This is a genomic window from Pseudomonas sp. 1 (assembly GCF_056626735.1).
Genome location: NZ_JBWXMQ010000001.1, coordinates 617,597 through 630,380, shown reverse-complemented (window position 1 = coordinate 630,380; position 12,784 = coordinate 617,597). Strand labels below are relative to the sequence as shown.

General features: G+C 60.9%; 13 protein-coding genes. 9 read left to right on the top strand and 4 right to left on the bottom strand.

Features of this window, described 5'->3' with window-relative positions; genetic code table 11:
* The first annotated feature begins 4 nt into the window (after positions 1–4).
* The 6 genes from AC1MDC_RS02825 (at position 5) to AC1MDC_RS02800 (ending at position 6,792) form a co-directional block, all read left to right on the top strand.
* Positions 5–469, top strand: coding sequence for a (2Fe-2S)-binding protein (locus AC1MDC_RS02825; RefSeq protein ID WP_085698172.1), 465 nt, complete (start codon positions 5–7; stop codon positions 467–469).
* Positions 469–2,676, top strand: coding sequence for a xanthine dehydrogenase family protein molybdopterin-binding subunit (locus AC1MDC_RS02820; protein WP_480392463.1), 2,208 nt, complete (start codon positions 469–471; stop codon positions 2,674–2,676). The genes AC1MDC_RS02825 and AC1MDC_RS02820 overlap by 1 nt, the downstream gene beginning before the upstream one ends.
* A 6-nt stretch (positions 2,677–2,682) precedes the next feature.
* The gene (locus AC1MDC_RS02815) at positions 2,683–3,573 is read left to right on the top strand and encodes a LysR family transcriptional regulator (RefSeq protein WP_085698174.1); all 891 of its coding nucleotides are present in this window, start codon (positions 2,683–2,685) and stop codon (positions 3,571–3,573) included.
* A 77-nt stretch (positions 3,574–3,650) separates the two neighbouring features.
* Positions 3,651–5,141: a helix-turn-helix transcriptional regulator gene (locus tag AC1MDC_RS02810; RefSeq protein WP_085698175.1), complete on the top strand. Its 1,491-nt coding sequence runs from the start codon at positions 3,651–3,653 to the stop codon at positions 5,139–5,141.
* A 186-nt stretch (positions 5,142–5,327) separates the two neighbouring features.
* A complete protein-coding gene (locus AC1MDC_RS02805; RefSeq protein WP_085698176.1) occupies positions 5,328–5,570 on the top strand; it encodes a DUF1652 domain-containing protein in 243 nt (80 codons plus the stop codon).
* A gap of 568 nt (positions 5,571–6,138) precedes the next feature.
* On the top strand, positions 6,139–6,792 hold the full coding sequence (locus AC1MDC_RS02800) for a trimeric intracellular cation channel family protein (protein ID WP_480392462.1): 654 nt from the start codon (positions 6,139–6,141) through the stop codon (positions 6,790–6,792).
* 45 nt (positions 6,793–6,837) lie between these two features.
* On the opposite strand, the gene AC1MDC_RS02795 is transcribed toward AC1MDC_RS02800, so the two are convergent.
* The 4 genes from AC1MDC_RS02795 to AC1MDC_RS02780 all read right to left on the bottom strand — a co-directional run bounded on the left by AC1MDC_RS02795 (position 6,838) and on the right by AC1MDC_RS02780 (position 10,450).
* Positions 6,838–7,605: an SDR family oxidoreductase gene (locus AC1MDC_RS02795; protein ID WP_085687598.1), complete on the bottom strand. Its 768-nt coding sequence runs from the start codon at positions 7,603–7,605 to the stop codon at positions 6,838–6,840.
* Between the two features lie 38 nt (positions 7,606–7,643).
* A complete protein-coding gene (locus AC1MDC_RS02790) occupies positions 7,644–8,711 on the bottom strand; it encodes a phosphotransferase family protein (protein WP_480392461.1) in 1,068 nt (355 codons plus the stop codon).
* Between the two features lie 217 nt (positions 8,712–8,928).
* Positions 8,929–9,897, bottom strand: coding sequence for a 2-hydroxyacid dehydrogenase (locus AC1MDC_RS02785; protein ID WP_085705038.1), 969 nt, complete (start codon positions 9,895–9,897; stop codon positions 8,929–8,931).
* A gap of 169 nt (positions 9,898–10,066) precedes the next feature.
* Positions 10,067–10,450 (bottom strand): tautomerase family protein, encoded by a 384-nt coding sequence (locus AC1MDC_RS02780; RefSeq protein WP_007958838.1) that lies wholly within the window; start codon positions 10,448–10,450, stop codon positions 10,067–10,069.
* A gap of 271 nt (positions 10,451–10,721) precedes the next feature.
* Between AC1MDC_RS02780 and AC1MDC_RS02775 the strand changes: the two genes are divergently transcribed.
* From AC1MDC_RS02775 to AC1MDC_RS02765, 3 genes are all read left to right on the top strand, one after another.
* Positions 10,722–10,916 (top strand): hypothetical protein, encoded by a 195-nt coding sequence (locus AC1MDC_RS02775; protein ID WP_085705034.1) that lies wholly within the window; start codon positions 10,722–10,724, stop codon positions 10,914–10,916.
* A gap of 50 nt (positions 10,917–10,966) precedes the next feature.
* Entirely contained in the window at positions 10,967–11,137 is a 171-nt protein-coding gene (locus AC1MDC_RS02770; protein ID WP_170929732.1) for a hypothetical protein, read from the top strand.
* Positions 11,138–11,392: 255 nt separating this feature from the next.
* Positions 11,393–12,673: an HAAAP family serine/threonine permease gene (locus tag AC1MDC_RS02765; RefSeq protein WP_085698182.1), complete on the top strand. Its 1,281-nt coding sequence runs from the start codon at positions 11,393–11,395 to the stop codon at positions 12,671–12,673.
* Positions 12,674–12,784: the final 111 nt, after the last annotated feature.

Genomic DNA, 12,784 nt, shown 5'->3' with positions numbered 1-12,784 from the left:
GACAATGATTGCATTCACGGTTAACGGCGAACGACGCGAGCTGGATGAAGCGTCCCCCTCCATGCCCTTGTTATGGGTATTGCGTGATCAGTTGAAACTCACCGGCACCAAGTTCGGCTGCGGCATGGGCCTGTGCGGTGCCTGCACCGTGCACCTGAACGGCGTCGCGGTGCGTTCCTGCCAGTTGCCGCTGGCCGCCGTCGCGGGCCACAGCATCACTACCATCGAGGGCCTGTCGCCCAGCGAAAACCATCCGCTGCAACTGGCCTGGGTCGCCGAAGATGTGCCGCAATGCGGCTACTGTCAATCCGGGCAGATCATGTCCGCCGCCGCGTTGCTCAACACTGGGGCAGCGATTAACGACGACTCGATCCGCAACGCCATGTCCGGGAATATCTGCCGCTGCGGCACTTACGGGCGGATCAACAAAGCGATCAAACGTGCGGCGAATGCGCCGAAGGAGGCGTGATGAGCCTCATCCACGGCAACGTTGATGAACCCTCGCGCCGGGTATTTCTCAAGCAGGCGGTGACGGTGGCTTCCGGTATGGCGGTTGCGTTGTATTTGCCTTCCGGTGCGGCGGTGACTGAAGTGAAAACCTCGGCCACCGAATTCGAACCCAACGCCTGGGTGCGGGTGCTGCCCGACGGCACGGTGAAGCTGGTGGTGCACAAGCACGATTCCGGCACCGGGACCCAGACCGCGCTGGCCGCGTGTGTCGCCGAGGAACTGGACGTGAACCCGATGACGGTGCAGGTCATCACCCCGGAAGATCCGTTTTTCGAAACTTACATTCATCCGGTCTGGAAAGTTTTCTCAACCGGTGGCAGCACCAGTGTGTCGCTGGAATACGATCGTCTGCGCATGGCCGGTGCCACGGCGCGGGCGCTGCTGATCAGTGCGGCGGCGCAGCAATGGAAGGTCAGCCCTGACAGCTGCTCCACCGAAGAGGGCCGGGTCGTTCATGCTTCGAGCAAACGCAGCCTCGGCTACGGCGAGCTGGCCGGCGCGGCAGCGCATCTGCCGGCGCCGGCCAACGTCACGCTGAAGGATCCGGCGCAGTTCAAGTACATCGGCAAATTGCGCCACAAACGCGATGCGGCGGCCAAGGTTTGCGGGCGCTTCAGGTACAGCATCGATGTGCAGTTGCCGGGAATGCTGGTGGCGGTAATTCAGCGTGCGCCGGTGGTGGGCGCGAAGGTTGTCGCAGTGGATTCGGCGGCCACGTTGCAAGTGCCGGGCGTGCGCAAGGTGATCGCGATTCCGGGCCGCCCGGACGTGCTCGGCGGCAACCTCGAAGGCGTCGCGGTGCTGGCCGAAACCTTCTGGGCCGCGCAGCAGGGACGCAAGTTGCTGGAGATCAAATGGAGCGATTCCCCGCTGGCCGGTTTCGACAGCGCCGAGCTGGTCAAGGCGCAGATCGCAGCCATCAGTGATCCCGTGACGCAAACCGTCAAAGCCATGGCCCAGGGCGATGTCGCCGGGCAATGGTCGGGCGCGGCGAAGCTGCTCGAAGCCGATTACACGATGCCCTACAAGGTGCAAAACCCGCTGGAGCCGATCTGCATCACCGCGCAGGTCAAGGACAAGGCGATCACCTTTTGGGGCGGCGTGCAGGTGCTGTCGTCGGCACTGGAAGCGGCGCAGACCGTGTGCGGCATCGGCAAGGACAAGGTCACCATTCATGAGCTGGTGTCCGGCGGCAGCTTCGGTGCGCGGGAAGCCAAATACTGGCTGTTCGAAGTCGCGTATCTGGCGCAGCAGACCGGCGTGCCGGTGAAACTGCTCAACAGCCGCGAAGACGAAATGCACGCGCTGTTCAATCACCCGGCCACGCTTCATCGGGCGAAAGGCGCACTGGATGCCCAAGGCAAACTCGCGGCGCTGCAACTGCATGCGGTGTCGCCAGCCTCGCCGGAACAGTGGGAACCGGGCTATTTCGAGCGCCCGGATCACATGGATTACAGCACCACCGAGGCCATCAACGCGTGGGACTTCGCCTACCGTCCGCCGCACCTGGATCTGAACTGGGTCAAGCACGAAAGCAACGTCCCCAGTGGCTGGTATCGCTCGGTGAGCTTCATTCCCAATGTGTTCGCCGTGGAAAGCTTCATGGATGAACTGGCCCATGCCGCCGGAGAGGATCCGCTGGCGTTCAGACTGGCCAACATGCAGGACAGGCCGCGGCATGTCGCGGTGTTGAAACAGGCTGCCGAACGCGCCGGTTGGGGCCAGAAACTGCCGCCGGATACGGCGTTGGGTATCGCCACCAATCAGGGCTACACCAGTTTCATCGCGGTCGTGGCGCGGGTTAGGAAAGATGACGGCAAGGCCCGGGTCGAGAAGCTGACCTGTGTGGTCGATTGCGGTCTGGCGGTGTCGCCCGGCGGGGTCGAGGAGCAGATTTACGGCGGATTGATGTGGGGCCTCGGTCATGCGTTGTTCGATCGCCTCGACATCCAGCAGGGCAGGGTGGTGCAGAGCAACTTCCATGACTATCGCGTCACACGCATGTCCGACATGCCACCGGTGGACATCCTTGTGCTCGATGGTCAGCCGGATAAACCGGGCGGCGTGGGAGAACTGGGCAGCCCGTCGGTGGCCCCGGCGATTGCCAATGCGCTGTTCAGCCTGACCGGGGTGCGTCAGCGTTCCACGCCACTGAACCTGGGGTAAGCCGCCATGGACCTGCGTTTGCTGCGGTACTTCATGGCCCTGGCCGATGAGTTGCATTTCGGCCGCGCCGCCGAACGCCTGCACATCTGCCAGCCGCCGTTGAGCCAGCAGATCCGCTTGCTGGAGGAAGAACTCGGCACGCCGCTGTTCGAGCGCAGCCATCACCGGGTCGAGCTGACGGCGGCGGGGCAGATGCTCAAGGAGCAGGCGCCGCTGGTGTTCGAGCAACTCGAACGGGCGCTGGACCTGACCCGCCAGACCGGACGCGGGCAACTCGGCGAGCTGGAGATCGGCATGATCAGCTCGGTGATGGTCGGCGTGCTGCCCAAGGCCCTGCACCTGTTTCGCGAGCGCTATCCGCAGGTGACCTGGCGTTTGCATGAGATGACCCCGGCGGCTCAGGTCAAGGCGTTGAAGGAAAAACGCATCGACGCCTGCGTGTTCCGCGTGGGTTATGACGACCCGCAATTACGCAATGAATTGCTGATCCATGAGCCGATCCATGTGGTGATGCCGCAGGATCATCCGCTGGCGCGGCGTGAAGTGCTGGCGCCGGCAGATCTGGCGCAGGAACCGTTCGTTGCGCTGGAACTGAAGCAGTCGCGGTTCGCCAATTTTCTCTATCAGTGCTGCATTCAGGCCGGGTTCACCCCGCAGATCCGCCAGCAGGTGATCGAGGTGCAGACCTTGCTCAGTCTGGTCCGTGCCGGGTTTGGCGTGGCACTGTTGCCAGCCTCCATCGAGCAACTGGCCCCGGCCGGGCTGGTGTTTCGACGCCTGACGCCGGCGCTGCCGCAGGTGCCGTTGTATGCAACGTATCGGGCCGACGATGCCTCGCCGGTGCTCAAGCTGTTTCTCGATACGCTGCGCGAGCTGGTGGATCACAACTCTCGGTAATCAGGGGCAAAATTGCCCGGCACGATCACAACGGCCAGCGGTCGTAATCTTCACATGCGTTCACTTGTGGAGAGCCAATGAGCCGGGACGTCCTGACCACCGAAACCAATCGCCGTCAGTTGCAGCAGATCATCGCCGGTCTGTCCGACGGAGTGATTCTGCTGGAACTCGATCAGACCATTCTCTGGGCCAACGAAGCCGCGCTGGCGATGCATGGCGTCAGTCGCATCGGCGAGTTGGGCAACAATGCCGGGGAATATGCCGAGCGCTTCAACCTGCGTTATCGCAACAACCACACGCTGACACCGGAGCAGTACCCGATCAGCCGAGTGGCCGCCGGCGAAACCTTTAGCGACGTGCTGGTCGAAGTCACCCCGAACAGTGACGAGGAACGCACCTGGGTGCACAGCGTGCGCAGCATGGTGCTGACCGATCGAGACGGCGACATCGAATCGCTGGTGCTGATCATGAGCGACGTCACCGATTGGGCCAATGCCGAGCAGCGCTTCGAAAAAACCTTCAATGCCAACCCGGCGCCCGCGGTGATCTGCCGTCTCAGTGACCTGCGTTACATCAAGGTCAATCCGGGGTTCCTGGAGATGACCGGTTACACCCGCGATCAGGTGATCGGCGCTTCCACTTATGAGCTGGACATTCTCGAACAGGCCGAGCGCAAGGATCTGGCGATCCAGCGACTGCGTGATGTCGCGACCATTCCGCAGATGCAGGCTGAGTTGCGTCTGCCGGATGGCGGCAGCAAGCAGGTGATCGTCGCCGGCCAGCCGCTGGTGCTCAACGACGAAGACTGCATGCTGTTTTCGTTCGTCGACATGGAGCTGCGACACAAGGCCGAGGTCGCCCTGCGTCAGAGTGAGGAGCGGTTCGCCAAGGCCTTTCGCCTGACCCCGGTGCCGATTTTGATTTGCAGCGCCGACGAACAGCGGTTGATCGATGTCAATCAGGCCTTCCTCGATACCCTGGCTTACGACAGCGACGAAGTGCTGGGCAACACCATCGCGCAACTGAACTTCATCGATGAACCGGCGGAGCGCTCGCGCTTGCTGGCGGCGCTGGAGAAGACCGGCCGGGTTGATCGCGTCGACATGCGGATCCGCAGGAAAGACGCCGAGCTGCTGGAGTGTGCAGTGTCCGCTGACACCGTCAACATTCAGGACACGGTGTGCTATCTGCTGGTACTGATGGACATCACCGAGCGCAAGCGTACCGAGCTTGAACTGGTGGCGGCGATTGAAGAGGTGATGAAGGATGCGTCGTGGTTCAGCCGTACGCTGATCGAAAAACTGGCCAATGTGAAGAAGGTCAATTCGCCGCAACTTCCAAGTGTGTCGTTTACCGACCTGACGGCTCGCGAGCGAGACGTGCTGGGGCTGATCTGTGAGGGGCTGGCGGACAAGGAGATTGCGGCCCGGTTGAAGCTGGCGCCGAACACCGTGCGCAATCATGTGGCGACGGTGTATTCCAAACTCGACGTGCACAGTCGCAGTGAGGCGATTGTCTGGGCTCGCGAGCGCGGACTGTTCTCGGGCGGCGGCAAGGGGCAACGATAAGGTGCAAATGCACTAGTCAATGAGGTGCAAATTAGGGTGTCTGGTGAGGCGGGCTGTTCTTAGTCTGGCGACATGCGATGCGTTTTCGTGATCGTGTCCCTTTCGTCGTAACTCAAGGATCAGCCCCATGAATGTATTGCTTGTCATTGAACCGGGCGTAGCGCGCCGTCTTCCGGAGCACGCGCGGTGATGTATCTGGCACAGTTGCGGGCTCAGCTTGAGCGCAGTTTTTCGCCGTTGGCCTGCGAGTGCGTGGTGGATGGGGATCATTCACTGACGGTGAAGCTGTATCACCGGGTTTCCGGGGAGGTTGATCTGGTCATCAGCGGATTGAGCCTAGATGCCTTGCGCACGCCGGAAGCGGTGGAGGCCTTGATTGATGAATTGCGGTATGAACTTGAGAGTAATTCCTTGCGCTCTCCGGGGTGAGCGTGGCGGCCTCCGGGCCGACCAGGTTCATGGTTTTTTTGGGTGAATATCCGTTAATGCCGGCCCAGCCAACAGGAACCAGAAGGTTTGTGCCCTGACGTTCGGCACCTCGCTTTGGCTCTGCGTCCCAATCTGACGGTCACCTGTGGGTACTGGTTTGTCAGCGGGGGCGGCCGATCGGTCGACTCATTGAATTGATAGCTACTCATCCCGAAAATCGACAGTAAATATCACCTGTTCTCCCCATTTCACTGGCACTCACCCCCCACTGGTCTATAAGGAATGAGTGGTTCGGTTTCCATAACCGGGTATTTGCACGCTCGGCGACGGGAGTTTGTCTTCCATTCATCGCGGGTCATCCTATGAAAAATCCTGGGAAACGCGTGTGTTCTTCGCTGTTGTCGGCTTTCGGTCTGGTGCTGCTGAGCGGCTGCGCCAGTCCTCCACCCCCTCCGCCGGCAGCGCCGCCTCCGCCACCGGAGCGCACTTGTCAGGTCATGGAAAATACCGAGGTCGCCGGTGATGCGTATGCCGACGGGCAAGTGACCCGACACATCACCAAGACCCGTTGCGTCACTCAATAGTCCTGGCGCCATCGAAGGCGCGGGTCGAGCGGATTGTGCTGGTGGCCGATCTGGTCGGCACCGCCGTGTTTGCCGTTGAAGGCGCCATTGCGGCGATGCACGCTCGACTCGATCTGCTCGGGGTGATGGTGATTGCGTTCATCGTTGCACTGGGCGGCGGGGTGACCCGTGACCTGTTGATCGGCGCTACGCCGCCCAAGGCTGTGGCTGACTGGCGTTATCCCGCGCTGGCGTTTGCCATGGGCGGGGTGGCGTTTGTTTTTCATGAGCGGGTGCTGGGCTGGTCCGGTTCGACCTTGATCGTGCTGGATGCGGCGGGGTTGGCGCTGTTTGCAGTGGCCGGGGCACAGAAGGCATTGAATTTCGGGATTTCGCCGTTTGTGGCCATGTTGATGGGCGCGATTACCGGTGTCGGTGGCGGGGTGCTGCGTGACATCGTGCTGGCGCGGGTGCCGCTGGTGTTGCAGGCGGATTTGTATGCCAGTTCGGCGTTTGTCGGTGCGGCGGTGTTGATCGTCGGGCGCAGGCTGGGCGTTTCGCCTGTGGCGGCCGCATTGCTGGCAGGCGCGGCATGTTTGTTGCTGCGGTTGTTGTCGGTGCATTTCGGCTGGCAGTTGCCGAAGGTTCTGGAAGCATGAAAAAGGCAGCCCTTGGGCTGCCTTTTCGCTTGCGTCAGCGGCGGATCAGGACAGGAAACCACCGTCCACATTCAGCGACACGCCGGTGGTGTAGCTCGACGCATCGCTCGCCAGGTAAAGCACGGCGCCGGCCATTTCGCTCGGGTCGGCTACGCGCTTAAGCGGGATCTGCGTCAGCGCTTGCTTCAGGATCGCGTCGTTCTTCACCAGGGCCGAAGCGAATTTGGTGTCGGTCAGGCCCGGCAGCAGGGCGTTGCAGCGGATGCCGAATTGCGCGCATTCCTTGGCGAAGACTTTGGTCATGTTGATCACCGCGGCCTTGGTCACCGAGTAGATGCCCTGGAAGATCCCCGGCGAAATGCCGTTGATCGAGGCCACGTTGATGATGCTGCCGCCGCCGTTTTCGCGCATCAGCTTGCCGGCTTCCACCGACATGAAGAAGTAGCCACGGATGTTCACGTCGACGGTTTTCTGGAAGGCGCCGAGGTCGGTGTCCAGCACGTTGCAGAATTGCGGGTTGGTCGCGGCGTTGTTGACCAGGATGTCCAGACGGCCGAACTGTTCCTTGATCCCGGCGAAGACCTGGCTGATCTGTTCCATTTCGCCGATATGGCAGGCGACCGCTGTGGCTTTGCCGCCAGCGGCGATGATGGCGTCGGCCACGTGTTGGCAGCCTTCGAGTTTACGGCTCGAAACGATGACGTGGGCGCCTTGCTGGGCCAGCAGTTTGGCGATGGCTTCACCGATGCCGCGGCTGGCGCCGGAGACGAAAGCGATCTTGCCGTCGAGGTCGAACAACTGAGTCTTGGACATGGGATTCCCTTGTAGTAAGCCTTGTTATAACGCCGTCATCAGAGGCTGGATTTGGCAATGACCTGCAGGCTCATCTGCTCCAGCAGTTTGTTCATGTGAATGAACTGCGCGAAGCGTTTGTCCTGGGTCTGGCCATGGAAGAAGCGGTAGTAGATCTGCTGCACGATGCCGGCCAGGCGGAACAGGCCGTAGGTGTAGTAGAAGTCGAAATTATTGATCTGGATGCCCGAGCGTTCGGCGTAGTAGTCGACGAATTCGCGGCGGGTGAGCATGCCCGGTGCGTGGCTTGGCTGGCGGCGCATCAGTTGCACCGGCGCCGGGTCGTCGGCCTGGATCCAGTAGGCGAGGGTGTTGCCCAGGTCCATCAACGGATCGCCGAGGGTGGTCAGCTCCCAGTCGAGCACGCCGATGATCTGCATCGGGTTGGTCGGGTCGAGGATGACGTTGTCGAAGCGGTAGTCGTTGTGCACGATGCTGGAGGTCGGGTGGTCGGCCGGCATCTTGTCGTTGAGCCAGGCTTTGACCTGTTCCCAGTGCGGCGCGTCCGGGGTCAGAGCTTTTTCGTAGCGCTCGCTCCAGCCCTTGATCTGGCGGGCGACATAGCCTTCAGGCTTACCGAGGTCGCCGAGGCCGCAGGCGTTGTAATCGACCCGGTGCAGCTCGACGAAACGGTCGATGAAGCTCTTGCACAGGGCTTCGGTTTTCGCCGAGTCCAGGCCCAGTTCCGGCGGGAGGTCGGAGCGCAGGATGATCCCCTTCACCCGTTCCATCACGTAGAACTCGGCGCCGATCACCGAATCGTCGGTGCAGTGCACGTAGGCTTTCGGGCAATACGGGAAGCCGTCGCGCAACTGGTTGAGAATGCGGAATTCGCGGCCCATGTCGTGGGCGGACTTGGCCTTGTGGCCGAACGGTGGACGGCGCAGGACGAACTCCTGGTCCGGGTATTCAAGCAGGTAGGTCAGGTTCGACGCGCCGCCGGGAAACTGGCTGATCCGGGGCGTGCCGGTCAGGCCCGGAATGTGCGCCTTGAGGTACGGATCGATCAGGCTGGCATCGAGTTCTTCGCCAGAGCGGATACGGGTGGACTGGTCAGTAAGCGCCATGCTTATCCCTTCTGCTTATTTTGGAGGCCAGACATCATTGGCTAATCTAATGGCGCGCTCGGGTCGTCACAAGCGCGGCTCGGTCTTATAGGTTAGCGTGTTGGACGGTAATCAACTTTGGGAATGGACGTGGCGTGCCGCAGCCCGACGCCGGCACGTCCGGGATGATTTCGGCAGACGCCGAATCCCGGCGTCTGTGGACTCTGCCCGGCGTGCTTTAGTGCACGCGCTGGTTGTTCAGCTTTGGCGGCAACTGGAGCGGTGTCAGCACCGGTTGGCCGGAGAAGAACGCCACCAGATTCTTGCCCACCAGCTCAACGGTGCCCTGGGTGGCTTCCGGTGACAGCCCGGCGACGTGCGGGGTCAGAAGTACATTGCTCAGGCTCTTCAGCGCATCGGGCACTTGCGGCTCGTGATCGAACACATCCAGCGCTGCGCCGGCGATTCGACGCTGTTCCAGCGCGCTGATCAGGTCGGCGGTGGCGATCACGCTGGCGCGGGCAATGTTGACGATAAAGCCGTTGGGCCCCAAGGCATCGAGCACCGGACGGGTCACCAGATGCTGGCTGCCGATGCCGCCGGGCGTGGCGACCACCAGAAAGTCCGAGGCCCGGGCCAGTTCGGTCGGGGTCGAGCAGAACGCGTAAGGCACGTCGCTGCGCACCTGACGGTTGTGGTAGCTGATCTCCATGTCAAAGCCCAGACCGGCGCGTTTGGCAATCGCCATCCCCACCGCGCCCAGGCCGAGAATTCCCAGGCGCTTGCCGGCCAGCGACGGGCGCATGATTTTCGGCCACTCGCCCCGACGCACTGCCGCATCGCAGCGCGGAATGTCCCGCACCAGCGCCAACAGCATGGCCATGGCGTGGTCGGCCACCGATGACGCGTTGACGCCGGCGCCGTTGGTCACGGTCAGCCCACGGTCACTGGCGGCTTGCAGATCGACCTGCTCGTAACCGGCGCCGATCACGCAGATGATTTTCAGCGCGGGCAATGCGGCGATTTCTTCCGCGTACAAACCCAGCGGGCCACGGGTCAGCACCGCGTCGATCCGTGCCCCGTGAGTGGCGATGGCTTGCGCGCGTTCGGCAGGAGTCGGCGCGAGAATCAGGTGAAATCCCTGACGTTCGAGAATCGGCAAATAGTCATTGATGGTTTCAACCAGTACCAGAACGGTGGCGGGCATTGCTCGGCTCCTGTGATCGTCGGTCTTCGGGCGCAAAAGTCGATTCAGAGTGCTGATTCCAGAGCGGTTTGGCAACGGCTGGCGCGGCCCCGCATCAGGCAGTGTAGGAGCTGATACAGGGATCGCGCGGGTGCTTCGTCAGGTGATGTCGGCGCTGGTGGTCACAGGATCAGGTCACGTACTGGGCGATGCCGTTGCCGAACGACCAGTTCTCTTTTTTCACTTCCACCAGGTTGATGAACACGTCCTCCTGACGCACGGCCAGTTGCTGATTCAGATTGCGCGCGATGGTCTGGAACAACCGTTGCTTCATCTCCACGGTGCGGCCTTCGCTGATGGTCAACTGGATGAACACGATGCCGTCGCTGCGCTGGATCCCCAGGTATTGCGGGTCATAGACGAAATGCTGGTCGTCGTGCTCGGCCAGCACCTGGAAATTGTCGTGTTCCGGCACATTGATCTCGCTGCGCAGGGCGGCGTAGATCACTTCGCCAATGCGTTTGGCGAACGTCGGATCCGGGTTTTTCTTGATGTCGACGCGAACGAGGGGCATGGGAAGGCTCCACAGGCGAGGGGACTGGACGGGGATGTCAGTCGATTCGCCATTGGGTATAGCCGAAAAATGCCAGTCGGTGAGGTTGTTTAAAAACGGTAGGAAATGGATGCACCGTCCTGCGGGATTTACGGATGTTGCCTACGGTGTCCGGCGGAATCGTCCGCTATACCGTGGGATTGGAAACGCGGAAACATACAGGGGCAACGCGGGATGCTCTCAGGATGGAGCGGCAGCCTGTGCGGGAATTGCCATCAGCCAAGGAAGGCCAATGCTTCAGAACGATCGTGAAAGTCTGGAACTCGACAGGCTAATGAATGAATCACGCAAGCTGAGGGCTGAAAGGCAAAAGCTTTTGGCGGAAGTAAAGAAACTCAACAGGGAGACTAATCTGTACCCGCTCGCGGTATTGGGAGCGGTGGTAACCGCAATCACCGCAGTAGCAGGTGTCTATTTCAAGTTTTGAGCATGTGTGCGTCACACAGTCAGCGCCATGAACCCAAAGAGGACATCTACATGAGCACGTTCGACCGTAAAGCGATAATGGAAGAAGCAGATCGAGAGCACGAGGAGTGGGTCGAGAAAATGCGAATCCAGGATAAAAACGATATGTACCCAGTCTGGGGCATGCTGGGTTTCGGCATTTTTTGCATGTCCCTCGGCTTCATGTTGGGCCGATCGATTTGATCGGGTTTTGCCCTGTCACATCCGGCACCGAAACATGCCATAAAACGACATGTAGCGTATCCGTTGCCGACATGTTTTTTCCTAAAAGCGACAAGTCTTCGATCTGCTCCGCACAACCATTCCTCAGCTAAGTCTTTGCTTCTGCTCATTTATCGCGGAGAATCGCGCCCCTGTTTCGGCCGGGGCATGTCTGTCGGTTTTTTCCGACGCGTCCCGACCGAGTGGCAAGTGACCGGAATGCGGAGATCCGACCGGATGAATGATCAGGCCAATAGCGTCGAACAACGCTTTGAAGCGGCAGCACCAGCTGAACTGTCGAGCTGGAATCGCCATGACACTACCTGGATGTTGGGACTGTTTGGGACGGCCATCGGCGCCGGTACCCTGTTTTTGCCGATCAACGCAGGTCTGGGTGGTTTCTGGCCGCTGGTGATCCTCGCGCTGCTGGCCTTCCCGATGACGTTCTACGCACACCGCGGTCTGACCCGCTTCGTGCTTTCCGGTCGCGAAGGTGCCGACATCACGGACGTGGTGGAACAGCATTTCGGCATCAAGGCCGGTGCACTGATCACTCTGCTGTACTTCTTCGCGATCTTCCCGATCCTGCTGATCTACAGCGTCGGCCTGACCAACACGGTCGCCAGTTTCCTTGAACACCAATTGCACATCACGCCGCCACCACGCGCGGTGTTGTCGTTCGTGCTGATCCTCGGCCTGCTGGCCGTGGTGCGCTGCGGCGAGCAAGTGATCGTCAAGGCCATGAGCCTGATGGTGTATCCGTTCATCGTCGCGCTGCTGTTCCTGGCGGTGTACCTGATTCCGCACTGGAACGGCGGCATCCTGACCACCGCCTCGCAAGTGCCGGCACCGTCGGCGCTGCTGCACACGCTGTGGCTGGCGATTCCGGTGATGGTGTTCTCGTTCAACCACTCGCCGATCATCTCGGCGTTTGCGGTGGATCAGAAGCGTCGTTACGGTGTTCACGCCGACGAGCGCAGCTCGCAGATCCTGTCTCGCGCCCACCTGTTGATGGTGCTGATGGTGCTGTTCTTCGTGTTCAGCTGCGTACTGACCCTGTCGCCGGAACAACTGGCGCAAGCCAAGGCGCAGAACCTGTCGATCCTGTCTTACCTGGCCAACCACTTCAGCAACCCGACCATCGCGTTCGCCGCGCCGCTGATTGCGTTCGTGGCGATCTCCAAGTCGTTCCTCGGCCACTACATCGGAGCCAGCGAAGGCCTGAAGGGCTTGATCGTCAAAAGCGGCAAGCGTCCAGGTGCCAAGGCTCTGGATCGCATCGTGGCGGCGTTCATGCTGGTGGTGTGCTGGATCGTGGCGACCCTGAATCCGAGCATCCTCGGCATGATTGAAACCATCGGTGGCCCGGTCATCGCGGCGATCCTGTTCCTGATGCCGATGTACGCGATCCGCAAAGTGCCGGCGATGGCGCGTTATCGTGGGCAGATGTCGAACGTGTTTGTCACCGCAGTGGGTCTGGTGGCGATTTCGGCGTTGATCTATTCGCTGACTGCTTGAGGTTCAGCAGCAAGGTGGAATTTGACCTTGTGAAACAGAAAGGCCGACCTGCATCGCAGGTCGGCCTTTTTTGTGCCTGTATGGTTTGTAATTGATCGTTCCCACGTCGAG